We start from the raw sequence: 24,912 nt of genomic DNA on the forward strand, positions 1-24,912 counted from the left end.
ATACTTCAAAAGATGTTTTGACCAGGCTGGCCCCTTCGCGAGCAAACCAGCTCCCACAGTCATCCAATGTGGGAGCGAGCCTGCTCGCGAAAGGCAGCAACGCGGCTCTGGATCAGCCCTGCGGCCTTAACATCAACACCGCCAACGGCGGCAAATTCAGCACCAGCGACAACGCCTGGCCATGGCTCGGCGTTTCCTCGGCAACCGCCCCGCCACTGTTGCCGTAGTTGGAACCGGCATAGATGGACGAGTCGCTGTTGAGCACCTCGTTCCACTGCCCGGCAAACGGCACCCCGACGCGATAAGCCTCGCGTGGTACTGGCGTAAAGTTGGCCACCACCAGCACCGGTTCGCCATCCTTGCTCCAGCGCAACCACGCATAAACGCTGTTGATCGCGTCATCGCCGATCAGCCATTGGAAACCCTGCGGCACGTCGTCCTGCTCATGCAGCGCCGGCTCTTCGCGGTACAAGCGGTTGAGGTCGGCCACCAGTTTCTGCACCCCCTGGTGCTCGGGGTATTGCAGCAGGTACCAGTCCAGTTGCTGGTCATGGTTCCACTCGCGCCACTGGCCGAACTCGCAGCCCATGAACAGCAGTTTCTTGCCCGGATGCGCCCACATGAAACTCAGGTAAGCCCGCAGGTTGGCGAATTTCTGCCAGCGGTCGCCGGGCATCTTGTCGATCAGCGAGTGTTTGCCGTGCACCACTTCATCGTGGGAGATCGGCAGGATGAAGCGCTCGGACCACGCATACACCAGGCCGAAACTCAGTTCGTTGTGGTGATGGGCGCGGTACACCGGGTCCTGCTGGATGTAATGCAGCGAGTCGTGCATCCAGCCCATGTTCCATTTGTAGGCAAAGCCCAGGCCGCCCTGTTGCGTGCCCTGGCTTACACCGGGCCATGCGGTGGATTCCTCGGCGATCACCAGCGCACCGGGCGCTTCGAGGGCCACCACGTCATTGAGGTGACGCAGGAAGTCGATGGCTTCCAGGTTCTCCCGCCCGCCATGGCGGTTCGGCACCCACTCGCCGGCCTTGCGCGAGTAGTCGCGGTAGAGCATCGAGGCCACCGCATCGACCCGCAGGCCGTCGACGTGGAAATGCTTGAGCCAGTGCAGCGCCGACGCCAGCATGTAACCATGCACTTCGGTGCGACCCAGGTTGTAGATCAGCGTGTCCCAGTCCTGATGGAAACCTTCCTGCGGGTTGCCGTACTCGTACAGCGCCGTGCCGTCGAACTGGGCCAGGCCGTGGGTATCGGTGGGGAAATGCGCCGGCACCCAATCGAGAATCACCCCGAGTTCGGCCTGGTGGCAGGCGTTGATGAACGCGGCGAACTCGTCCGGCGTGCCATACCGCGCACTCGGCGCGAATTGCGACAACAACTGATAACCCCACGAGCCGCCGAACGGGTGCTCCATGATCGGCATCAGTTCGATGTGGGTGAAACCGAGGTCTTTGACATAGGGAATCAGCCGCTCGGTCAACTCGGGCCAAGTGTACTGGCGGGCCACTTCGCCCAGATCGTCCAGCTCGCATTGCCACGAGCCGGCGTGCAATTCGTAGATCGACAACGGCGCCATCACCCGCTGGCGGTCACCACGGGTCATCATCCAGTCCTGATCCTGCCAGTCGATGTTCAAGGGTGAAGCGACTTTCGAGGCGGTGTCCGGTGGCAGGCTGGTGGCCAACGCCACGGGATCGGCCTTCAACGGCAGGATGCCGTGGGCGCCGAGAATCTCGTATTTGTAGGTGTCCCCGGCTTGCAGGCGCGGGATGAACAATTCCCAGACGCCTGTGGGGTGACGCAGGCGCATCGGGTGCCGGCGCCCGTCCCAGACGTTGAAATCACCGACCACCGACACCCGCCGGGCATTCGGCGCCCACACGGCGAAACGCACGCCGTCGATGCCGTCCACGGTTTTCAGTTGCGCGCCCAGGCACCCGCTGAGGTCGCGGTGATTGCCTTCGGCAAACAGATACAAATCCATTTCGCCCAACAACGGACCGAAGCTGTAAGGATCTTCTGCCGTTTGCTCGCCGCCGGCCCAACGGGTACGCAGCAGATACGCTTGCGCACGTTCGAAATGCCCGACAAACAATCCCGGCGTCTCTGTGGCCTCAAGTTGGCCGAGCTCTTGTCCGGTATCCCTGGCCAGCACCTGCACACTCAAGGCACCCGGCAGATACGCGCGAATGAATTGCCCGCCAGCGCCATCAGCGTGGGGGCCAAGAATCGCAAAAGGATCGATATGCTCGGCGCGCACCAATGCGTCGATATCCCGCGCCTTGGGCAGCAGCGCTTCTTTGTGATGACCCTGTTCCTTGTTCGAGACACTCATGACTACTCTCCATCAAGATCGGAAAAGGGTTTAAGCCCACTCAATAATCCATATAAACCGTGTAACGGCACGGGCAACCAGGCGGGGCGATTTTCCGCCTCATAAGCCACTTCATACGCCGCCTTCTCCAGACCGAACAACGCCAGCGCGGCATCCTCGCCTTCGGGATCTTGCCATGCATGGGCAAGACTAGCTGCCGCCAGCCGATAAGCGTCGACAAATGCTTGCCGCGCCTCGCTCAAGTAGCGATCGGTGACCCGCAAGCGCGCGGCATCGGCCGCTGCGGTGTTATCGACGCTCTGCACGTTGATCGCCATCGCCGCCGCATAGTCGAAGGACCGCAGCACGCCGCTGACATCCTTGTACGGGCTGTGTTTGCCCCGTCGTTCATGCAATGGCCGGGCCGGTTCGCCTTCGAAGTCGATCAGGTAGGCATCGCCCTTGATCACCAGCACCTGCCCCAGGTGCAGGTCGCCGTGCACACGAATGCGCAAGCCGCCCGCGGTCTTTTTGCCCAACGCCTGTACATGGCCGAGGATGGCTTTCTTGTTGTCCAGTAAACGGCCGACCAGGGTCTGGTCCGCCGGGTCAAGTTGATTTTTATGCTGCTTGAGCAAGTTCAGCGCGCGCTCGATTTGCGCCGCGACATCCTTGGCCGAGGCCAGCGCCTCCTTCTGCGTAGTGACCTGGGGCAAGAAGTCCGGGTTGGCACTCGGCGTCGCCAGCACCTGGTGCATTTCCCCCAGACGCTGACCAAGCATAGCGGCGAAATCTTTCAGTTCGCCGAGCGCGTTGTAATGCTGTTCCTGCTCGGACACGGCGTCGGCCAATTCATCACGAAGCGCCCGTTCGAGGTTGTTCTGGGTCCATTCCCAGGCGTCGCCCTGATTGCTCAGGTAGCCTTGGGCGATCATCAGCAAATTATCTTCCCCCGCCCCGTCCCGGCGCACCACGGCCCCCAGCAATGGTGAAATATTGCTGAACCCGGCTTGCGTCAGGTACGCGCTCATTTCCAGCTCAGGGTGCACGCCGCAGGCGACCTTGCGGATCAGCTTCAGTACCAGGCTGTTGCCGATCACCACCGAGCTGTTGGACTGTTCGGCAGACAGGTAACGCACTGGCGACTCGGCATTGAGGCCGAGTTTTTCCAGTTCGGCGGTGGACTCGAAGCGAATGTCGCCATCGCTGGAGGCCAATACGGTGCCGGCCTGAATGCCCTGCAATACGGCATGCACAAAGGTGTCCAGGCTGAAGGCATCGGTGATCAGGCCGACCTGGCGCCCACGCCGTACCCGCGACAATGCCAATTGCTGCGGCAAGGGAGTACCGACCTGATCTTCCGAGATAAAACCGAACGGCAACTGGTAGCGGCTGCTCTGGTCACCGCTGGTGACATTGATCTCGCTGAACAGTACCGGGTGCTGCGGATCGCCGAATCGCACGCCATAGGCCAGTTCGACCTGTTCGATGGCGGCGTCCTTACCCGCAAACCAGCGGCGGTTCTGCAACCAGTTGGGCAGGATGCTTTGCTCCAGCGTGGTGCGTGACGGCGCTTCGAGCAGTTCCTCCATGCGTTTTTTCAGCACCAGCGTGGTGAAGTCCGGCAGGCTCTGTGCAGGCTCCACGTGCCAGCTCGGCATCTGATTTTCCGCGGCGAGGCCGAACCAGTAAAAGCCGTAAGGCGCCAGCGTGAGGAGGAAATTCAGCTGGCCAATGGGCGGGAATGCGTTACCCCCGAGCATTTCCACCGGCACCATGCCGACGTAGGCCGACAGATCCAGCTCGGCGGCCTGGGCGCTGCGCGACACGTTGGCCACGCACAGAATGATTTCGTGTTTGCCGTCCACCCCGGTGTATTCACGGGTGTAGGCCAGAATCCGCCGGTTGCTGGGCGACAGCATCTTCAACGTACCGCGCCCGAAGGCCTTGGAATGCTTGCGCACGGCAAGCATGCGCCGGGTCCAGTTCAATAGCGAATGCGGGTCGCCAGCCTGGGTTTCGACGTTGACCGACAGGTAGCCGTATTGCGGGTCCATGATCGGCGGCAGCACCAGACTCGCCGGGTCGGCTCGGGAGAAACCGCCGTTGCGGTCGATGGACCATTGCATCGGCGTACGCACACCGTCGCGGTCGCCGAGGTAGATGTTGTCGCCCATGCCGATCTCATCGCCGTAATACAGGGTCGGCGTGCCGGGCATGGACAGCAGCAGGCTGTTAAGCAACTCGACCCGACGGCGGTCGCGTTCCATCAGCGGCGCCAGACGCCGACGAATCCCCAGGTTGATCCGCGCCCGGCGGTCGGCGGCATAGTAATTCCACAGGTAATCGCGTTCCTTGTCGGTGACCATCTCCAGGGTCAGCTCATCGTGGTTGCGCAGGAAGATTGCCCATTGGCAGTTGGCGGGTATATCCGGGGTCTGGCGCAGAATGTCGGTAATCGGGAAACGATCTTCCTGGGCCAGCGCCATATACATGCGCGGCATCAACGGGAAGTGAAAGGCCATGTGGCATTCATCGCCGTTCAGGCCTTTCTTGTCGGTGTCGCCGAAGTACAGCTGCGTATCCTCCGGCCACTGATTGGCCTCGGCCAGCAACATGCGGTCGGGGTAGTTGGCGTCGATTTCCGCGCGGATCTTTTTCAGGACGTCGTGGGTTTCCGGCAAGTTCTCATTGTTGGTGCCGTCGCGCTCGATCAGGTAGGGAATCGCGTCCAGGCGCAAGCCGTCGATGCCCATGTCGAGCCAGTAACGCATCACCGACAGCACCGCTTTCATGACTTGCGGGTTATCGAAGTTCAGGTCCGGTTGGTGGGAGTAGAAACGGTGCCAGAAGTATTGGCCGGCGACCGGGTCCCAGGTCCAGTTGGACTTCTCTGTATCGAGAAAGATGATGCGGGTGCCATCGTATTTTTCATCGTCATCGGACCACACGTAGAAGTCCCGCGCCGCCGATCCGGGTTTGGCCTTGCGCGCCCGCTGGAACCACGGGTGCTGGTCGGAGGTGTGGTTGATGACCAGTTCGGTGATCACCCGCAGGCCGCGTTTGTGCGCCTCGGCAATGAAGCGCCTGGCATCGGCCATGGTGCCGTAGTCGCTGTGTACGCCACGGTATTCGGCGATGTCGTAGCCGTCATCGCGCCGTGGCGAGGGGTAGAACGGCAACAGCCAGATGGTGTTGACGCCCAGGTCGGCGATGTAATCGAGCTTGGCGATGAGGCCGGGAAAGTCGCCAATCCCGTCGTTGTTGGAGTCGAAATACGATTTGACGTGGACTTGATAGATCACCGCGTCCTTGTACCAGAGCGGGTCCTTGATGAACGTGGCTGCCTTGGGTTTCTTCGCCATGTGCAACTCCTGGTGAATTCGAAAGTTCCGCCGGGCTGGTCACTCGAGTCAAACGCAATGAGGTCTACGTGGGAGCGAGCTTGCTCGCGATGACAATTGAATATTCAATAAAGAGGTTGCCCACAAAATTGCTATCGCGAGCAAGCTCGCTCCCACAGGTTTTGCGTTTAAACAGTTATCCTCCAAATCCCGAACGGCTGATACGCCGGGTCGATCCGCATGAACTGCTGCTTGCCGTGCCAGGTCCAGCGATGACCATTCATTAAATCTTCGCCCTGGGTGCTGGCGTAGTCAGGCAAGCCCATGTCCCATAATGGCAACTCGAAGTTCGCTTCCTGCACGTTGTGCGGATCGAGACTGACCGCCACCAGAATGAAATTGCCTCCATCGGCGCTGCGCTTGCCGAAGTACAGGATGTTGTCGTTCCAGGCGTTGTAGACCTTCAGGCCCAGATGCGTGTGCAACGCCGGGTTCTGCCGTCGGATGCGGTTGAGCTGGGCGATCTCGGCAATGATGTTGCCCGGCGCGTTGAAGTCCCGCGGGCGGATCTCATACTTCTCGGAATCGAGGTATTCCTCCTTACCCGGTACCGGAGCCGACTCGCACAACTCGAAACCCGAATACATGCCCCAAAGGCCCGAGCCCATGGTCGCCAGCACGGCGCGAATGAGAAACCCGGGACGCCCGGATTCGTGGAGGAACGCCGGGTTGATGTCCGGTGTATTGACGAAAAAATTCGGCCGGTAGCATTCTCGCCACGGCGACTCGTTGAGTTCGGTGAAGTAGGTCGCCAGTTCGGCCTTGGTGTTGCGCCAGGTGAAATAGGTATAGCTCTGGGAGTAACCGACCTTGCCCAGGCGCGCCATCATTGCCGGGGTGGTAAAGGCTTCGGCGAGGAAGATCACCTCGGGGTACAGCGCCCGTACATCGGCGATCAGCCATTGCCAGAACGGCAACGGCTTGGTGTGCGGATTATCGACGCGAAAGATCTTCACGCCCTCCTCGACCCAGCCCACCACGATGTCTCGCAGTTCCACCCACAGGCTCGGAATCGCCTCGGGGGTATAGAAGTCGACGTTGACGATGTCCTGGTATTTCTTCGGTGGGTTCTCGGCATATTTGATCGTGCCGTCCGGCCGCCAGTTGAACCAGCCGGGGTGTTGCTTGAGCCATGGATGGTCCTGGGAACACTGGATGGCAAAATCCAGGGCGATTTCCAGACCATGGGCCGCAGCGGCCGCCACCAGTCGGCGAAAGTCTTCGCGGGTACCCAATTGCGAGTGAATCGCCTCGTGCCCGCCTTCCTCGCTACCAATCGCATAGGGGCTGCCCGGATCATCGGGACCCGCCGTCAGCGAGTTGTTCGGGCCTTTGCGGTAGCTGCGCCCGATCGGGTGGATCGGCGGGAAATACAGCACATCGAAACCCATGTCCTGGATCATCGCCAGCCGCGTATGCACGTCATTGAAGGTGCCATGGCGCGTCGGGCTGTCGGTGATCGAGCGCGGGAACAATTCATACCAGCTGGCGAACTGCGCCAGTTCGCGCTCGACATCCACCGGGTACTCCGGGCTCAGGCTCAGGTAGGCGCGATGATTGACGCGGGCCATGAGGTCGGCGCTACGGGGGTGCAAAAACAGTGCGACCTGCTCGGTTTCGAGCAGTCCTGACAGTTCATGGTGCAAGGCCGCCAGTTGCTCGCTGAGTAGCCCTTCGCTACGCTCGGCGGCCTGCTGGACGTGAATCCGCCCTTCCTGCAATTCCAGACTGACGGGCACTGCTGCCGCATGCTTCTTTTCCAGCTCATGGCAAAAACTGGCGAACTGATCGATCCAGGCTTCGATACAGAACAGATAACGGCCCTGGCTGTCGACCCGGAACTGCCCTTGCCAGCCGTTATTGCCCAGGTCGTTCATGGCCGCGCTTTGCCAGGCGTCCTCGTCCTCGGCCCGCCAGCGCACGCGCACCGCCAGCTTGTCATGCCCGTCGGCGAAGACCTTGGCCGTCACCACCACGTCCTGCCCCACCACGGCCTTGACGGCGAATTGTCCGCCTTCAAGGATCGGCATGATGTTTTCAATGACGATACGCGGCAGCAACAACGCCTGCGACAGCGGCATGTGCGGGTTGTAGCTCAACTCAGTCGGTTTTTCAGCCGTCATCGAGCCTCTCTCCTTACGCCCCATGGACGCGCTTGTGTCTGGTCGCCACCCCGCCGGGCAATCCGCCCCGGGATGCACTCACTTAGGTTCCGAGCGACAACCGCCGGGAAAGTTTCATCGGCAATTCCCGGAATCAAGTGCTTCGCGCTGCGGTCAACCAATCAGTCCACCTACTTAAGCACGACTCACGCCATGTGCCACTGGAGGCTTGAACAATGAACAATCCATTCCCGGCTGAAACCCCCGATCCCAACATCGACAACCCGGTGATCCCACCCAGCGATCCGCAACCGGTGCCCGAACAGGATCCGCCCGGCACGAACCCGCCACCAAGGGAAGAACCGCCAACGACGATGCCGCCGGTGATTGTGCCCCCTGAATGACGACAGTTGATCGCTCCCATACTGACGGGGAACGATCTCATTGGTGATCCTTGTCGATCAGTTTCACAATCCCCGGCATCACACTGAACACTCCCAGCGCCAACAACGTACTGAACACCGCCGTCGCCTCCCGGCCCAGCCCGGCCGCGACGCCGATGGCGGCGGTCATCCACAGGCCGGCGGCGGTGGTCAGGCCCTTGACGTGCCCCTCATCGCCGTCGCGGTTTTTCAGGATAGTGCCAGCCCCCAGGAAGCCGATCCCGGCAATCACGCCCTGCACCACCCGGCTCATGGCATCGGCCTGTGAGCCGGACATCTGCGGCACCAACACGAACAGCGCCGCCCCCATCGCCACCAGCATGTGGGTGCGCACGCCGGCGGCCTTGCCCTGGTGTTCACGCTCGAACCCGAGAATTCCGCCCAACACCGCGGCCATCAACAGGCGCACGGTCACTCGCGTCAATTGCGAGGCATCGCCAATGTCGGCGAACTCGCCTTGCAGCGTCACCCAGACTTCGTGCCACCAAGTGTTCATGGGATTGTCCTTGTGAGGGGCCATGGACGGTGGACCGCAGCGACCATTAATCAGTTGCACAGAACGATGACCGGCGGTTGCGGCCTGAAACTTTAGTTTCCACTGAAAAAAGGATCCCGCCATGACCGTACGCATCGAGAACCAGACCTGCTTTTTCACCACTGAAAATGGCGAACTCATTCGTCTGTGTCCCGACGTCACCATCATCACCGACGGTGCCATGGCCATGTCGGCAGTGGACATCGAAGGCGAGCGCATCTACATCACGGAAGCCGAGGCCGACGCCTTGACCGTCGCAGGCGCGGTGGATGGACGCCGGCACCTGAAAGCTACCGACAGTGGTTCGGTGATTTGACCGGGTTTGATCCGCACTTGCCGCCGCTGTTTTGCAAAGCCCCATGGACCCCGCAGCGTCGGCTGCTTCAAGTTGTCGCAGTCCGTGCAAACACGACCATCTGATCCGCTTTTTAATGCAATACCTGAGTCTGTTATGCAAACAGATCGCCGCTCATAGTACTCGTGCCTGATGGAGGCTGATGAGCGAAAGACCATGAGCGAAAGAATCCCCGTCCGAACCGTAGAAACATTCGAGCCTTCGCGCCCCAAGATGAAGGCCAAATCCAGCGACAACCTGATCCACACCCGCAGCTTCACCGGGCTGTTCCGCAACCTGCGCATCAGCGGCGCGGGTTTTCTGTTTGTGCTGTTTTTCGGCACCGTGTGGCTGAACTGGAGCGGCCGCCAGGCGGTGCTCTGGGATCTTTCGCAAAGCAAGTTCCATATCTTCGGCGCGACCTTCTGGCCGCAGGATTTCATCCTGCTCTCGGCGTTGTTGATCATTGCCGCGTTCGGCCTGTTTGCGATCACCGTGTTCGCGGGCCGGGTCTGGTGCGGCTACACCTGCCCACAAAGTTCATGGACCTGGATCTTCATGTGGTGCGAGAAGATCACCGAAGGCGAACGCAACCAGCGGATCAAGTTGCAAGCCGCGCCGTGGGGCCTGAACAAGCTGATGCGTCGCGCGGCCAAGCACACCTTGTGGTTGGCCATCAGCCTGCTGACCGGCCTGACCTTCGTCGGCTACTTCACGCCGATCCGGCCGTTGGCCGAAGAGCTGCTGACCTTCCAGATGAGTGGCGTCAGCCTGTTCTGGGTGCTGTTTTTCACCGGCGCCACGTACATCAATGCCGGTTGGCTGCGTGAAGCGGTGTGCATGCACATGTGTCCCTACGCGCGGTTCCAGAGCGTGATGTTCGACAAGGACACCCTGACCATTTCCTACGACGCGGCCCGTGGCGAGAGTCGTGGCCCACGCAAGCGCGAAGTCAAACCGGCCGAGGTCGGGCTGGGTGATTGCATCGACTGCCAGCTGTGCGTACAGGTCTGTCCCACCGGCATCGATATCCGCGACGGCTTGCAGATGGAATGTATCGGTTGTGCGGCGTGCATCGACGCCTGTGACTCGATCATGGACAAAATGGGCTACGCCCCAGGGTTGATCAGCTACACCTCCGAGCATCAGTTGCAGGGTGGCAAGACGCACCTGCTGCGCCCACGTCTTGTCGGCTACACCGCCGTGCTGCTGGTGATGATCGCAGCCCTGGTGATGGCGCTGGTGGAACGACCGATGGTGGCCCTTGATGTCAGCAAGGACCGGGGCCTGTTCCGCGAGAACAGCCAGGGGCAGATCGAAAACATCTACAGTCTGAAGGTGATCAACAAAACCCAGCAGCGTCAGGACTATCAATTGAGCCTGGTGGATGCCGATGATTTCCAGTTGCAGGGCAGGACCGAATTCAGCCTGGCGCCGGGCGAAATTGTCGATGTGCCGGTGTCGGTGGCGATGCTCACGGAGCGTCCGGCCAGCAGTTCACAGAGCATCGGCTTCAAGGTGGTCGACAGCGATGAGCCTGGCGTCTACAGCGTGGCGAAGAGCCGGTTTGTGGCGCCAATGAATCGCTGAGCCTTTAAGATGCTGACCTTTGTGAAGTGCAGTCTTGTTTTGGCAATGCAATCCACTGTGGCGAGGGGGCTTGCCCCCGTTGGGTCGCGAAGCGGCCCCAAAATGGGACTGCTGCGCAGTCCAACGGGGGCAAGCCCCCTCGCCACAATTAATCGAACAGACTCCATTGCGGGACACCGATGAAACGCTACGAAAAATTCGCCGACGACATCGCAGAACTGATCCGCTCCGGCGTCCTGGGTCCCGGCCAGCGGGTGCCGTCGGTGCGCTACGCCAGCCAGACCTACGGGGTCAGCCCGTCGACGGTGTTCCAGGCCTATTACCTGCTGGAGCGTCGCGGCCTGATCCGCGCTCGGCCGCGCTCCGGCTATTTCGTCAACGCCCACGCACCCCGGCCGTTTTCCGAGCCGGTGATCAGCAATGAGGTCAACGAGTCGACGGAAGTAGACGTCAGCGAACTGGTGTTTTCGGTGCTCGACTCGATCAAGGACCCGAACACCGTGCCCTTCGGCTCGGCGTTCCCCAGCCCGACGCTGTTTCCCCTGCAACGTTTGTCCCGCTCTCTGGCCAGCGCCAGCCGCGACATGGATCCGCGCATGGTGGTCACCGACATGTCACCGGGCAACCCGCAACTGCGCCGGCAAATCGCCCTGCGCTATATGGTCGGCGGGCTGATGTTGCCCATGGAGGAACTGCTGATCACCAACGGCGCCCTCGAAGCCTTGAACCTTTGCCTGCAAGCGGTGACCGAACCCGGCGATCTGGTGGCCATCGAAGCCCCGGCGTTCTACGCCTGTCTGCAAGTACTCGAACGCCTGAAACTCAAGGCCGTGGAAATTCCCGTGCACCCGCGCGATGGCATCGACCTCGGCGTGCTCGAGCAAACCCTGGAGCGGCATCCGATCAAGGCCTGCTGGTGCATGACCAGTTTCCAGAACCCCATGGGCGCGACCCTGCCCGAGGCCAAGAAACAGCAGCTTGTGGAGTTGTTGCGGCGCCACCACGTGCCGCTGATCGAAGACGATGTCTACGCCGAACTCTATTACGGCCAGCAAGCACCGAAACCGGCCAAGGCCTTTGATACCGAAGGCCTGGTGATGCACTGTGGTTCATTCGCCAAGAGCCTGGCCCCTGGCTACCGCATCGGCTGGGTGGCTGCCGGGCGTTTTGCGCAAAAGATCGAACGGCTGAAACTCATGACCTCGCTGTGCGCCTCGATGCCGGCCCAGGCGGCAATCGCCGATTACCTGCAACACGGCGGCTACGACCGGCACCTGCGTAAATTGCGCCACGCCCTGGAAGACCAGCAAAGCGCCATGCTCGCCGCCATCGCCCGCTATTTCCCGGCGCAGACGCGGGTCAGCCAACCGGCCGGCGGGTACTTTCTGTGGCTGGAATTACCACAGCAGATGGATTCGTTGAAATTGTTCCAGATGGCATTGGCGCAAGGCATCAGCATTGCACCGGGGCCGATCTTTTCACCGACCCAGCGCTTCAGGAATTGTATTCGGTTGAATTACGGCAGCCCGTGGACCGAGGACTCGGAGAAGGCGATGGAGACGTTGGGGCGGATTGTGCGGTCGTTCTGACAGCGCCATGTCGTTTTATAAATTGCTATCGCGAGCAAGCTCGCTCCCACAGGTTTCTCTGTACACACAAGATTTGTGAGCACTTGAGATCCACTGTGGGAGCGAGCTTGCTCGCGATGAGGCCAGCGCAGACAACGCTTGTCTCAGGAACTAACGCCCACCACCAAGATCAACAAAAGTCCCCGTCGCATAGGAAGCCTTGTCCGACAACAACCAGACAATCGCCTCCGCCACTTCATCCGGACGCCCGCCCCGCGCCATCGGGATCGCCGATTCCAGCTTGCTGACCCGATCCGGATCGCCGCTCAAGGCATGGAAATCGGTGTAGATGTAACCCGGACGCACGGCGTTGACCCGAATCCCCTCACCCGCCACTTCCTTGGACAGGCCGATGGTGAAGGTGTCCAGCGCGCCTTTGGACGCTGCGTAATCCACGTACTCGTTGGGCGATCCCAAACGCGAGGCGACCGACGATACGTTGACGATGCTGCCGCCCTGCCCGCCGTGCCTGGGCGACATGCGCAGGATCGCGTGCTTGGCACAGAGCATCGGCGCCAGGACGTTGGTTTTCATGATTTTGAGAATGCGGAACTCGGACATCTCGTCGACCCGGGACTTCTGCCCGACGGTGCCGGCGTTGTTCACCAGCGCGGTGACCCGCCCCAGTTCACTGTCCACCCGATTGAACAGCGCGATCACTTCGTCTTCGATGCTGACGTCGGCCCGTACCGCAATGGCTTGCGCACCGAGGGCGCGGACTTGCTCCAGCACGCCGAATGCAGACCGTTCGTCCGCCTGATAGTTGATGCAGATCCGATAGCCCTGCGCGGCGGCCAACAGAGCGGTGGCGGCACCGATGCCGCGGCTACCGCCGGTGATGACGATGACTTTGTCCATGCGAGCTTTCCCCCAATCAAAGCTTAAGCGGTCGGGGGCAAGAATAACCGCCATTGGCGGTTTTTGCATGGCTTCACATCAGCTGTCATGTCATCGACATCTCGCGCCTGGCACTGGCTTTCAACTGCTCGACCAACTGCTCCCCTCGATGGATTTCCACCATGAAGCCTGCGGCCGGCAGCGGATGCCCCAGCAGGTAACCCTGCAACGAATCGCAGCCGAGCTGAGTCAGGAAGTCCTGCTGCACACCGGTTTCCACGCCTTCGGCGACGATGCGCAACCCCAGCGCCTGACCGAGGGCAACGATGGCCGAAACGATGGCGGCGTCATCGCTGTCGCGCTCCAGGTCCCGGACAAAACCGCGATCGATCTTCAGCTCGTTGGCCGGCAGGCGTTTGAGGTACATCAAGCTCGAATAGCCGGTACCAAAATCGTCGATGGACAGGTCGACACCCATTTCCGACAGTTCCTGCAGCACCGTCATGCTCGCATCGGCATCGCTCATGGCGGTGGTTTCGGTGATTTCCAGGGTCAGACTGTTGGGTGGCAGATGGTGCGTCGCCAGCGCCTTGGCAACACTCTGGACCAGCCCGGCATGGCAAAACTGAATGGCCGAAAGGTTCACCGCGATGCGCCAGTCGGTGTAGCCCAGCACGTACCACTCGCGCATCTGACGGCAGGCTTCGTTGAGCACCCACTCGCCGATCGGAATGATCAGCCCGGTTTTTTCCGCCAGCTCGATGAATTTGTCCGGCAACAGCATTCCTTGAGTCGGGTGTTCCCAGCGCAACAAGGCCTCGGCGCCCACTGGTCGGCCATTGGCGGCGTCGAACTTGGGCTGGTAATGCAGGCTGAATTCCTGCTGTTCCACGGCATTGCGCAGATCCTGCAGCAATTGCAGCTGTTTGCGGGCGTTGTTGTTCATCGAGACATCGAAAAAGCTGTAGCCGTTTTTACCCGCGCCCTTGGCGTGGTACATCGCCGCGTCGGCGTTCATCAGCAGTTCGTGGGCGGACTGCCCGTTACCCGGGTAGAGCGCGATGCCGACGCTGGCGGAAATGTGCAAATCATGTTCGACAACCCGGAACGCGCGCGCGATCAACCCGACCTGACGGGCCGCCAGGTTCAAGGCGTCGTTCTGTTCGCTCAATTGCACCAGCAACACGAACTCATCGCCGCCGATCCGTGCCAGGGTGTCCTGGCTGCGCAAGTCTTCGCGCAGGCGCAGGGCCACTTCGCGCAACAACAGATCACCCATGTGGTGGCCGAAGGCATCGTTGACCGGTTTGAAGCCGTCCAGATCGATGAACATCAGGGCAAAGCACCCCCCTTCTTCCCGGACCCGCGACATGGCCTGATCGATTCGATCGGCGAGCAACGTCCGGTTCGGCAATCCGGTGAGGGTGTCGTGCAGGGCCAATTGGGTCAGTTCACGGTTGGCCTCGGTCAGCGACTGGGCCAGGCTCGCGGTGCGAGCCTCCAGGCGTGCATCGAGGATCGAGGTCAGCAGGGCAATGCTCAGCACCGCCAACGTGGTGATCAGCACCAGGTTGTCCAGGCCATTGCCGCTCAATCCATTGACCGCCGCGCCACAAAAACTGCCGTCGGCAAAGCGTGCGGCGGCCATCCCGGTGTAGTGCATGCCGACGATGGCGATGCCCATGATCACGGCGGCGCCACCACGGATCAGACGGACATAAGGCGTGTGCTGGCGCAGATGGAAAGCGATCCACAATGCTGCGCCCGAAGCACCGACAGCGATCAGCAGCGAGGCGCCGAACAGCGTCGGGTCATAGTCGATGCCCGGTTGCATGCGCATGGCGGCCATGCCGGTGTAGTGCATCGCGCTGATGCCGGCGCCCATGACCAACGCGCCAAAGGCCAGTTGCCAGGCCGGCAATTGCGGCTGGCTGACCAGCCACAGCGCAAAACCGCTGGAGAGCACGCCGATCAGCAACGACAACAGGGTGATGGTCCCGTCGTACCCCAGGTCGATCGGCAACTTGAACGCGAGCATGCCGATAAAGTGCATCGACCAGATGCCGATGCCCATGGCAACGGCCCCGCCCGCAGTCCACAAATGCACGGCGCGGCCTTTGGCGGTGGCAATGCGTCCGGTCAGGTCCAATGCGGTGTATGAGGCGAGAATCGCTACACAGAGCGAAATGATGACCAGGGTGGGGGAATAGCTGCCGATGAGCATGGAGACTTCTCGCGAAAGCCCCCTTGTTAATGGCTTTCATTCTCGGGTGGGGGCAAATGCGGCGATTGTACTGATTCCAAATGAGAACGCACTCACAAAATGAGCAAAGGGCCATCAGTCCGATGAAACGCTTGTTTTAAGGTTTTACATTAACTTGCTTCAAGCTGCCGGCACCTGACAAAACCTGTGGGAGCGAGCTTGCTCGCGATAGCGGTGGGTCAGGCAACATCCATGCTGAATGTGACGCAGCCATCGCGAGCAAGCTCGCTCCCACAGGGATTACGCTATCGGTTTTCGCTCACCTCAAGCTGCCCGTCCCAGCCACCCCCCAACGCGGCAATCAACTGCACACTGGCTATCAGGCGGCTTTGCAACAGGTCCAGGTTGCTGCGTTCATTGTTCAGTGCCGCCGCCTGGGTCACCACCACATCGATGTACGCGATCAAACCGGCCTTGTACTGATTCTGGGTCAGGCGCAATGATTCACGGGCGGCATCCAGTGCCTGTTGGCGCACGACGGCTTCATCCTCAAGCACCTTGAGCTGCACCAGGTAGTTTTCCACTTCGCGGAATCCGTCCAGTACGGTCTGGCGGTACTTGGCCACCGTTTCGTCATAGGCCGCTTCACTGCGGTCGACTTCCGCCGAGCGCTGGCCACCGTCGAACAGGGTCATGGCCAATTGCGGTCCGACCGACCAGAAGCGGTTCGGCAGGCTGAACAAGTCTTTCGAGGTACTGCTGCTGTAACCACCGTTCAAGCTCAGGGTCAGGTCCGGGTAATAGGCAGCCTTGGCCACACCGATGTTGGCGTTGGCGGCCATCACCGAGCGCTCGGCCGAAGCGATGTCCGGGCGACGCTCCAGCAACTGCGAAGGCAGCGCCAGCGGTACTTGCGGCAATTGCGGGATGTCCTGGCTTTGCGCCAGGCTGAACTCGGCCGGCGGCAGGCCGATCAGCACAGCGATGGCGTTCTCCAACTGGGCGCGTTGCCAGATCAGGTCGATCATATCGGCTTCGGTGCTTTTGAGCTGTGTCTGGGCCTGGGCCACCGCGTCCTTGCCCGATACGCCTGCGCGGTACTGGTTTTCGGTCATCTTCAACGAACGCTGATATGCCTCGACCGTGTCCTGGAGCAAGCGTTTCTGGCCATCGATCACGCGCAGTTGCAGGTAATTCTGCACCAGCTCCGACTGTTGACTCAGGCGCATGGCCGCCAGATCGGCAAAGCTTGCCTGGGCATTGGCGGTGTCGGCTTCGAGGCCTCGGCGCAGCTTGCCCCATACGTCCGCTTCCCAACTGACGCCCGCCTGGGCCGAGTACGTGTCGCGAATACCGCTGGACGAACTGCTCAGGCTGGAACTGCTGCTGCCGGTGCCCTGGCTTGAACGGTTCTTGCTGACGTTCAGGTCCACCGTCGGGAAAAACGCCCCGCGTGCACTGCGCACCAAGGCCTGGGCCTGGCGGTACTGCGCTTCGGACTGGGCGACGGTCTGGTTGGCGCTGTTGAGTTTTTCGATCAGGTCGTTGAGCTGCCGGTCGCCATACAACTCCCACCACGCGCCACGCGCCAGGGCATCACTCGGGTTGGCCTGACGCCAGCCCTCCGCTGCCTTGTACTGCGCAGGCTCCGCGGTTTGCGGGCGCTGGTAATCCGGGCCGACGGCGCAGGCACTGAGCATCGCCACGCACAGTGACAGGCTCAACAGGCGCGAGCCTCGAGCCGTGATCAGCGGTGCAGCCAGGTTGAAAAGCGAACGGTCAGTCATAGCGGAGTTTCCAGAGCAACATCAGTACGCACCCCGCGCCATTTATTGAAGCGATGGCGCAGGTTGTCGAGATAGAGGTAAACCACCGGGGTGGTGTAAAGCGTCAGTACCTGGCTGAAGATCAGCCCGCCGATGATGGTCAGGCCCAGCGGCTGGCGCATTTCCGCCCCTTCGGCGCGGCTCAGCAGCAACGGCAAGGCACCGAGGATCGCCGCCAGGGTGGTCATCAGGATAGGTCGCAAACGTTGCAGGCAGGCGCTGCGGATCGATTCCAGCGGTGCCATGCCCTGGTTTCGTTCCAGTTGCAACGCCAGGTCGATCATCAGGATCGCGTTTTTCTTCACCACGCCGATCAGCAGAAACAGCCCCAGTAACGAAATCAGGCTGAACTCGCCACCCAGCGCATAGATCGACAGCAACGCGCCGACCCCGGCCGACGGCAGGGTCGAGAGAATCGTCAGCGGGTGAATGTAGCTTTCGTACAGCACACCCAAGACCAGATACACCGCCACCAGCGCCCCCAGAATCATCCACGGCTGACTTTTTTGGGTCGCCGCGAAAGCGTTGGCTGTGCCGGCCATTTTCGCGATCACGTCTTCCGGCAGGCCGACCTTGGCAATCGCCCGCTCGATGGCGGCACCGCCCTGCTCCACGGTCACGCCTTCGGCCATGTCGAAGGCAATGCTCTCCGAAGCAAACTGGCCTTCGTGGCTGACCCGGTCGTTTTCCAGGCTGTTTTCGTAATGGGCGATGGTCGACAGCGGGATTCGCGCGCCGTCAGCGGTGATCACCTGGACTTGCGTGAGGGTGATCGGGTCCTGGGCGTATTTCGGATTGACCTCCATCACCACCTGATACTGGTTAAGACTGTCGTAGATGGTCGAAATCTGCCGCTGACTGTAGGCGTTGTTCAGCACCGCCGTGACCATGTCCATGTCGACACCCAGACGCTTGGCCTGGTCACGGTCGACGATCAGGGTCACTTGGCGGGCGCCCCGGCCTTCCCGCGCATCGATCGCCGTCAGCTCCGGCAAGGCCCTGAGCGCGGTGACGACTTTCGGATACCACTCGCGCAATGCCCCCAGATCCCCGCTCTGCAGGATGTACGAGTATTGCGAGGTGGTCTGCTCACGGCCACCACCGAATTGCAGGTCCTGGTCCGCCATGAGCATCAGTTGTGCCCCGGGAACCTTGGGCATTTCCTTGCGCAGGCGTTCGATGACTTTCTGCGCGGAAATGCTGCGCTCCTTGATCGGCTTGAGGCGCACCAGCATGAAGGCGTTGTTGGTGCCGTTATTGCCGCCAATGAACCCGGCGACGCTTTCTACCGCCTCATCCTTCAACACCGCCCGACGGAAAATCTCCATCTTCGGCTGCATCACACTGAACGACAGGCCGTCGTCGCCGCGCACGAAACCGATCAGCTGACCGGTATCTTGCTGTGGTAAAAATGTTTTAGGAACAACAACATACAACGCAATGTTCACGCCGATTGTCACGAACAGGCTGAGCAAGGTCAGGCGCTTGTGGCGCAGCACCCAGTCGAGACTGGTGGCGTATTTGCCGACCATCCAGTCGTTGGTCCGCCGGCTCCAGCGTTGCAGGCGGTTCTCCTGCCCCGGCGTGTGCGGCTTGAGCCAGCGAGCGCAGAGCATCGGGGTCAGGGTCAACGACACCACCAGCGAGACCACGATGGCCGCCGCCAGGGTGATGGAGAATTCGCGGAACAGGCTTTCGATGATCCCGCCCATGAACAGGATCGACAGGAACACCGCCACCAGCGACACGTTCATCGACAGCAAGGTAAAACCGACTTCCTGGGCGCCGAGGTACGCGGCCCTCATCGGCCGCACGCCTTCGTCGATGTGCCGGGAAATGTTCTCCAGCACCACGATGGCATCGTCCACCACCAGCCCGGTGGCCAGGATCAGCGCCATCAGCGACAGGTTGTTCAGCGAAAAACCGTAGAGGTACATCACGGCAAAGGTACCGACCAGCGACACCGGCACCGCCAGGGTCGGGATCAGCGAGGCACGGAAGTTACCGAGGAACAGGAACACCACCAGGATCACCAGCGCCACGGCGATCAGCAGGGTCATTTCCGCCTCGTGCAGCGTGGCCTTGATCACCGGCGAGCGGTCCATGGCCAGGTTCAGCTTGACGCTGGCCGGCAGCACCGCCTGCAACGCCGGCAGCTGGGCCTTGATCTCGTTGACCGTCTCGATGATGTTCGCACCGGCCTGGCGGTTGATCACCAGCAGCACTGCCGCGTCGTCGTTGAAGAAACCGCTGTTGTAACGGTCCTCGACGCCATCGCTGACCTTGGCCACATCCTTCAGGCGCAGGGCCGCGCCGCCGTTGTAGTGGATGATCAGCGACTCGTAGTCCTTGGCTTTTTCCAGCTGATCGTTGGCCTGGACCTGCCACAGCCGCTGATCGTCTTCCACCGAGCCCTTGGGCCGGCGCACGTTGGCATTGGCGATGGTGTTGCGCACATCGTCCAGGGCCACGCCGTACTGGTTCAATGACTGCGGTTCAAGCTCGATACGTACCGCCGGCAACGAACTGCCGCCGATTTGCACCTCGCCGACACCCTGCACCTGGGACAGGCTCTGGGACAGGATGGTCGATGCCAGGTCATAGAGCTGGCCTTTTTCCAGCACGTCCGACGTCAGCGACAGCACCATGATCGGCGCCTGGGACGGGTTGACCTTCTTGTAGGTCGGCATGCTGCGCATCCCGCTCGGCAGCAGGGTGCGCGAGGCGTTGATCGCTGCCTGCACTTCCCGCGCCGCGCCGTTGATGTCGCGGTCCAGGTCGAATTGCAGGATCACCCGGGTCGAACCCTGGCTGGACCGGCTGCTCATGGTGTTGACCCCGGCAATGCTGCCGAAGGAGCGCTCCAAAGGCGTGGCCACGGTCGACGCCATCACCTCGGGGCTGGCCCCGGGCAGGCTGGCCTGGACCACGATCACCGGAAAGTCCATTTGCGGCAGGGGCGACACGGGCAGCAAACCGAAGCTCACGCCGCCCAGCAGCATGATCGCCAGGCTCAGCAGCATGGTCGCGACCGGGCGCTTGATGAAAGGTCCTGAAAGGTTCATCGATGATTGCCCCCCGCACCAACCCACGAGCCCTGCTGCCCCCCTGTGGGAGCGGGCTTGCTCGCGAAGAGGGCCTTGCATTCAACATCCCTGTCGACTGACCGGACGCCTTCGCGAGCAAGCTCGCTCCCACAGGTTCTGCGGGGCGTCATACCGTCGCCTCCTGAGCGTCGGCCTTGCCAAAACGCCGACCGAGACGGTCGAAGTACAGATAGATCACAGGCGTAGTGAACAGCGTCAGAATCTGGCTCAGCAACAGGCCGCCGACCATCACCAGACCCAGCGGTTGGCGCAGTTCCGCGCCGGAACCGGTGGCCAGCATCAACGGCACGGCGCCGAACAAAGCCGCCAGGGTGGTCATGAGGATCGGCCGGAAACGCAGCAATGCCGCCTGATAGATCGCCGTTTGCGGGTCCATGCCCTGGTTGCGCTCGGCGTCGAGGGCGAAGTCGATCATCATGATCGCGTTCTTCTTCACGATGCCGATCAACAGGATGATGCCGATGATCGCGATCATGCCCAGGTCGTTGCCGCTGAGGATCAACGCCAGCAAGGCGCCCACCGCCGCCGAAGGCAAGGTCGAAAGAATGGTGATCGGGTGGATGTAGCTCTCGTAAAGCACACCCAGCACGATATACATGGTCACCACCGCCGCCAGAATCAGCAGCAAGGTGCTCGACAACGAAGCCTGGAACGCCTGCGCCGCGCCCTGGAACTGGGTCTGCACGCCAATCGGCATGCCGATGTCCTTCTGCACCTGCTCGATGATCTCGACCGCATGCCCCAGCGCCACGCCGGGCGCGAGGTTGAAGGACATCATCACCGCCGGGAACTGGCCGATGTGGGTGATCGCCAGTTGCGCCTGACGCTCCTCGACATGCGCCAGGCTGGACAGGCGCACCTGACCGCCATCGGTGGTCTTGACGTGAATCTGCTCCAGCGCCTGCGGGCCGATCTTCTCGCCGGACTGCGATTGCAGCACCACGCGGTACTGACTGGCCTGGGTGTAGATCGTGGAAATCTGCCGCTGACCAAAGGCGTCGTACAGCGCGTCGGTGATGTTCGACACCGACACACCGACCCGCGACGCCGCATCGCGGTCAATCACCAGATAGACCTGCAAGCCCTTGTCCTGCAAATCGCTGGCGACGTCGGTCAATTCCGGCCGGTCGGCCAAAGCCTCGACCAGACGCCCGCTCCACAGGCTCAGCAGCTCCGAGTCCGGCGACGACATGCTGAACTGGTACTGCGTGCGGCTGACCCGGTCTTCGATGGTCAGGTCCTGCACCGGCTGCATGAACAGGCGGATGCCGACCAGTTTGTCCAGTTCCGGTTGCAGGCGGGCAATCACCTGCATGGCGCTCAGGTCGCGGTCGTTGTGCGACTTGAGGTTGATCAGCAACCGGCCGCTGTTGAGGGTCGAGTTGTCGCCGTCCACGCCAATGTAGGAGGACAGGCTCTCGACCGCCGGGTCGGCCAGGATGACCTTGGCCAGTTCCTGCTGGCGCTCGCTCATGGCGGCGAAGGAAATCGATTGCGGCGCTTCGGAAATGCCCTGGATGACGCCGGTGTCCTGCACCGGGAAGAAGCCCTTGGGCACCACCATGTACAGCAATACCGTCAGCGCCAAGGTGCCAATGGCCACCATCAAGGTCAGCGGCTGGTGCTTGAGCACCCACTGCAACTTGCGCCCGTAGGCGGCGATCATCCAGCCGATGAACGCACCGCTGGCACGGTAAAAACGGCCCTGCTCTGCTTCCTTGGGTTCACGCTTGAGCAACCGCGCGCACATCATCGGCGTCAGGGTCAGGGAAACGACCAGGGAAATCAGGATCGCTACCGCCAGCGTAATGGCAAATTCGCGGAACAACCGCCCGACCACGTCCGCCATGAACAGCAGCGGAATCAGCACGGCGATCAGCGACAACGTCAGGGAGATCAGGGTGAAACCGATCTGCTTGGCGCCCTTGAGCGCCGCGTTCAGCGGGCTGTCGCCCTCCTCGATGAAACGCGAAATGTTCTCCAGCATGACGATCGCATCGTCCACCACGAAACCGGTGGCTATGGTCAGGGCCATCAGGGTCAGGTTATTGACCGAGAACCCAGCCAGGTACATCACGCCGAACGTACCGATCAGCGACAGCGGCACGGCCACCGACGGAATGATCGTGGCGCTGGCGCGACGCAGGAACAGGAAGGTGACCATGACCACCAGGGCGATGGCGATCAGCAATTCGTGCTGCACGTCCTTGACCGAGGCGCGGATGGTCTGGGTGCGGTCGGTCAGCACCACCACGTCGAGGCCGGCCGGCAGGTTGTCGGTGATGCTCGGCAGCAGGGCCTTGATCCGGTCCACCACCTCGATCACGTTGGCGCCGGGCTGACGCTGGATGTTCAGCAGCACGGCCTGGTTCTCATTGGCCCACGCCGCGAGCCGCTCGTTCTCGGCGCCGTCGACGATCTCCGCCACGTCCTTGAGCCGCAACGGCGCGCCGTTGGCGTAGGCCAGGATCAGGTTGGCGTAGTCCTTGGGCGACGTCAGTTGATCGTTGGCATCGAGCATCGAGACCCGGGTCGGGCCGTCGAAGTTGCCTTTGGGCTGGTTGACGTTGGAGGCGCCGATCAGCGTGCGCACATCCGACAGGTTCAGGCCGTTGGCCGCCAAAGCCTCGGGATTGACCTTGATCCGCACGGCCTGGCGTTGACCACCGGCAATGCTGACCATGCCGACGCCGCTGATCTGGGCAATCTTCTGCGCCATGCGCGTATCGACCAGATCGTTGAGCTTGGGCAACAACATGGTCTTGGAAGTGATGGCCAGGGTCAGCACCGGCGTATCGGCCGGGTTGACCTTGTTGTACACCGGCGGTGCCGGCAGGTCCTTGGGCAACAGGTTGGTCGCGGCGTTGATCGCCGCCTGCACTTGCTGCTCGGCCACATCCATGTTGATGTCGAGGCTGAACCGCAGGGTCAGCACCGACGCGCCGCCGGAACTGGTGGACGCCATTTGCGTCAGGCCGGGCATCTGCCCGAACTGCCGCTCAAGTGGCGCGGTCACCGCGCTGGTCATGACATCCGGACTGGCGCCGGGGTACAAGGTCATGACGCGAATGGTCGGGTAATCGACCTGGGGCAACGCCGACACCGGCAGCAACCGGTAGGCGATGACGCCGGCCAGGATAATCGCCAGCATGCTCAGCGTGGTGGCTACCGGGCGAAGGATGAACAGCCGCGAGAGATTCATGCGCCGCCCTTTTTCGCCTTGTCGGTGGTCACAGGCTCAGCCGCGTTGACCGCCGATTTGCCTTGCAGGTGTTCGGTCGGCGAGGTCGGCACGTCCTGGCTGTCGTTGACCACCTCCACATCGCTGCCGTCTTTCAGGCGGTCAGTGCCTTCCAGTACGACCCGATCGCCCGTCGACAATCCTTCGGTGACCACAGTGTTCAGGCCGTCGCTGGCGCCGACTTTCAACTGACGGATCTTGACCTTCTTGTCACCGTCCAGGACATAGGCGAACGTGCCGTTGGTGCCGAACTGGATCGCGGCGGAAGGCGCCAGTACCACGTCTTTGAGGGTGTCGGCCAACAGGCGCACATTGACGAACTGGTTGGGGAACAGCGACTGATCGCGGTTCTCGTAACGGGCCTTGAATTTCAGGGTGCCGGTGGTGACGTCGATCTGGTTGTCCAGGCTCTGCAGCACGCCCGTGGCTTGGAGTTTGGTATCACCGCGGTCCCAGGCTTCAGCCGGCAGTTTGGCGCCGCTGCGATAACGGGCCAGCACGGTGTCGAGGCTGTTTTCCGGCAGGGTGAAGGCCACGCTGATCGGTTGGGTCTGGGTGATGATCGCCAATGCGGTGGTGTCGTTGGCCGCTACCAGGTTGCCGACGTCCAGTTGACGTAGGCCGACGCGACCGGTGATCGGGGCGCGGATCCTGGTGAATTCGAGGTTGAGCCTGGCGTCGTTGACCGCCGCCTGATTGGTCTTGACCGTGCCCTGGAACTGACCGACCAGCGCTTCGGCGGTGTCCAGGGTCTGCTTGGCAATACTGTCTTCGCGGTACAGGCCGCGATAGCGCTCGACGTCGACCTGGGCGTTTTTCAGCTGCGCCTGATTCTGTAGCAAGGTGCCCTCGGCCTGAAGCAAGGCATTCTGGTAAGGGCGCGGGTCGATTTCGACGAGCATGTCGCCGGCCTTGACCATCTGCCCTTCTTCGAAATAGATCTTGACCAACTCACCGCCAACGCGACTGCGGACATTGATGGTGTTGAGCGCCGTGACCGTGCCCAACGCCTTGAAATACAGCGGGAAGTCACCGGTGACTGCCGGAGCCACTCGCACCGGCACCGGCCCGGACGCGCCACCGAATCCCGGGCGCATCCCGCCCGACCTGCCGGTATGCCCGGCGACGGCTTTCTGCCCCGTAGCCTCTTTGGGTGCAGCGCTGCCGGGCCAGAATTTCCAGCACAGGCCAGCGATGACCAACAGGACAAGCAGGCCGAACAGCCAGCGACGAGGACTACGGGAAGCGGAGGATTGCATTGAGTGATCAACCATTGGGCGCGTGGGCTTTTTTACATGAGGCTGAACGATAAGCACTGGCGGGTTTTAAGCAAAGCGCC

Annotated in this window: 14 protein-coding genes; 4 read left to right on the forward strand and 10 right to left on the reverse strand. The window is 61.6% G+C overall.

Features of this window, described 5'->3' with window-relative positions; all coding sequences use genetic code 11:
- Positions 1-112: 112 nt before the first annotated feature.
- The 3 genes from glgB to KW840_RS15095 form a co-directional block, all read right to left on the reverse strand.
- A complete protein-coding gene (glgB, locus tag KW840_RS15085) occupies positions 113-2,344 on the reverse strand; it encodes a 1,4-alpha-glucan branching protein GlgB (RefSeq protein WP_218495989.1) in 2,232 nt (743 codons plus the stop codon).
- A 2-nt stretch (positions 2,345-2,346) separates the two neighbouring features.
- The gene (gene treS / locus KW840_RS15090) at positions 2,347-5,688 is read right to left on the reverse strand and encodes a maltose alpha-D-glucosyltransferase (RefSeq protein ID WP_218495992.1); all 3,342 of its coding nucleotides are present in this window, start codon (positions 5,686-5,688) and stop codon (positions 2,347-2,349) included.
- A gap of 167 nt (positions 5,689-5,855) precedes the next feature.
- Positions 5,856-7,850, reverse strand: a complete 1,995-nt coding sequence (locus KW840_RS15095) for an alpha-1,4-glucan--maltose-1-phosphate maltosyltransferase (protein WP_218495996.1) — start codon at positions 7,848-7,850, stop codon at positions 5,856-5,858.
- A 215-nt stretch (positions 7,851-8,065) separates the two neighbouring features.
- Between KW840_RS15095 and KW840_RS15100 the strand changes: the two genes are divergently transcribed.
- On the forward strand, positions 8,066-8,233 hold the full coding sequence (locus KW840_RS15100; protein ID WP_167362862.1) for a hypothetical protein: 168 nt from the start codon (positions 8,066-8,068) through the stop codon (positions 8,231-8,233).
- Between the two features lie 37 nt (positions 8,234-8,270).
- Here KW840_RS15100 and KW840_RS15105 read toward each other — a convergent pair whose 3' ends face one another.
- Positions 8,271-8,768 (reverse strand): MgtC/SapB family protein, encoded by a 498-nt coding sequence (locus KW840_RS15105; RefSeq protein WP_057714964.1) that lies wholly within the window; start codon positions 8,766-8,768, stop codon positions 8,271-8,273.
- Positions 8,769-8,889: 121 nt separating this feature from the next.
- Between KW840_RS15105 and KW840_RS15110 the strand changes: the two genes are divergently transcribed.
- The 3 genes from KW840_RS15110 (at position 8,890) to mapR (ending at position 12,320) form a co-directional block, all read left to right on the forward strand.
- Positions 8,890-9,123: a DUF3203 family protein gene (locus tag KW840_RS15110; protein ID WP_057714965.1), complete on the forward strand. Its 234-nt coding sequence runs from the start codon at positions 8,890-8,892 to the stop codon at positions 9,121-9,123.
- 195 nt (positions 9,124-9,318) lie between these two features.
- Complete coding sequence (gene ccoG / locus KW840_RS15115; protein WP_218495998.1) at positions 9,319-10,731, forward strand: cytochrome c oxidase accessory protein CcoG; 1,413 nt, start codon at positions 9,319-9,321, stop codon at positions 10,729-10,731.
- 179 nt (positions 10,732-10,910) lie between these two features.
- A complete protein-coding gene (gene mapR / locus KW840_RS15120; RefSeq protein WP_218496000.1) occupies positions 10,911-12,320 on the forward strand; it encodes a GntR family transcriptional regulator MpaR in 1,410 nt (469 codons plus the stop codon).
- Between the two features lie 150 nt (positions 12,321-12,470).
- On the opposite strand, the gene KW840_RS15125 is transcribed toward mapR, so the two are convergent.
- From KW840_RS15125 to KW840_RS15150, 6 genes are all read right to left on the reverse strand, one after another.
- Entirely contained in the window at positions 12,471-13,217 is a 747-nt protein-coding gene (locus tag KW840_RS15125) for an SDR family oxidoreductase (RefSeq protein ID WP_218496002.1), read from the reverse strand.
- A gap of 85 nt (positions 13,218-13,302) precedes the next feature.
- Positions 13,303-15,420 carry a bifunctional diguanylate cyclase/phosphodiesterase gene (locus tag KW840_RS15130; protein ID WP_218496003.1) on the reverse strand — a complete coding sequence of 706 codons (2,118 nt, stop codon included), beginning with the start codon at positions 15,418-15,420 and terminating at the stop codon, positions 13,303-13,305.
- 284 nt (positions 15,421-15,704) lie between these two features.
- Positions 15,705-17,186, reverse strand: coding sequence for an efflux transporter outer membrane subunit (locus KW840_RS15135; RefSeq protein ID WP_057714969.1), 1,482 nt, complete (start codon positions 17,184-17,186; stop codon positions 15,705-15,707).
- Complete coding sequence (locus tag KW840_RS15140) at positions 17,183-20,290, reverse strand: efflux RND transporter permease subunit (protein ID WP_090455060.1); 3,108 nt, start codon at positions 20,288-20,290, stop codon at positions 17,183-17,185. Before KW840_RS15140 ends, KW840_RS15135 begins: the two co-directional genes overlap by 4 nt.
- 148 nt (positions 20,291-20,438) lie before the next feature.
- The gene (locus KW840_RS15145; RefSeq protein ID WP_218496004.1) at positions 20,439-23,534 is read right to left on the reverse strand and encodes an MdtB/MuxB family multidrug efflux RND transporter permease subunit; all 3,096 of its coding nucleotides are present in this window, start codon (positions 23,532-23,534) and stop codon (positions 20,439-20,441) included.
- Positions 23,531-24,847 (reverse strand): MdtA/MuxA family multidrug efflux RND transporter periplasmic adaptor subunit, encoded by a 1,317-nt coding sequence (locus tag KW840_RS15150; protein ID WP_218496005.1) that lies wholly within the window; start codon positions 24,845-24,847, stop codon positions 23,531-23,533. The genes KW840_RS15145 and KW840_RS15150 overlap by 4 nt, the downstream gene beginning before the upstream one ends.
- Positions 24,848-24,912: the final 65 nt, after the last annotated feature.

Source organism: Pseudomonas sp. PDM30, assembly GCF_019218985.1.
Taxonomy (GTDB): Bacteria; Pseudomonadota; Gammaproteobacteria; order Pseudomonadales; family Pseudomonadaceae; genus Aquipseudomonas; species Aquipseudomonas jessenii.

Coding starts and splice junctions, on each gene's coding strand:
- glgB (WP_218495989.1), bottom strand. CDS start 2,344: ATGAGTGTCTCGAACAAGGAACAGGGTCATCACAAAGAAGCGCTGCTG.
- treS (WP_218495992.1), bottom strand. CDS start 5,688: ATGGCGAAGAAACCCAAGGCAGCCACGTTCATCAAGGACCCGCTCTGG.
- KW840_RS15095 (WP_218495996.1), bottom strand. CDS start 7,850: ATGACGGCTGAAAAACCGACTGAGTTGAGCTACAACCCGCACATGCCG.
- KW840_RS15100 (WP_167362862.1), top strand. CDS start 8,066: ATGAACAATCCATTCCCGGCTGAAACCCCCGATCCCAACATCGACAAC.
- KW840_RS15105 (WP_057714964.1), bottom strand. CDS start 8,768: ATGAACACTTGGTGGCACGAAGTCTGGGTGACGCTGCAAGGCGAGTTC.
- KW840_RS15110 (WP_057714965.1), top strand. CDS start 8,890: ATGACCGTACGCATCGAGAACCAGACCTGCTTTTTCACCACTGAAAAT.
- ccoG (WP_218495998.1), top strand. CDS start 9,319: ATGAGCGAAAGAATCCCCGTCCGAACCGTAGAAACATTCGAGCCTTCG.
- mapR (WP_218496000.1), top strand. CDS start 10,911: ATGAAACGCTACGAAAAATTCGCCGACGACATCGCAGAACTGATCCGC.
- KW840_RS15125 (WP_218496002.1), bottom strand. CDS start 13,217: ATGGACAAAGTCATCGTCATCACCGGCGGTAGCCGCGGCATCGGTGCC.
- KW840_RS15130 (WP_218496003.1), bottom strand. CDS start 15,420: ATGCTCATCGGCAGCTATTCCCCCACCCTGGTCATCATTTCGCTCTGT.
- KW840_RS15135 (WP_057714969.1), bottom strand. CDS start 17,186: ATGACTGACCGTTCGCTTTTCAACCTGGCTGCACCGCTGATCACGGCT.
- KW840_RS15140 (WP_090455060.1), bottom strand. CDS start 20,290: ATGAACCTTTCAGGACCTTTCATCAAGCGCCCGGTCGCGACCATGCTG.
- KW840_RS15145 (WP_218496004.1), bottom strand. CDS start 23,534: ATGAATCTCTCGCGGCTGTTCATCCTTCGCCCGGTAGCCACCACGCTG.
- KW840_RS15150 (WP_218496005.1), bottom strand. CDS start 24,847: ATGGTTGATCACTCAATGCAATCCTCCGCTTCCCGTAGTCCTCGTCGC.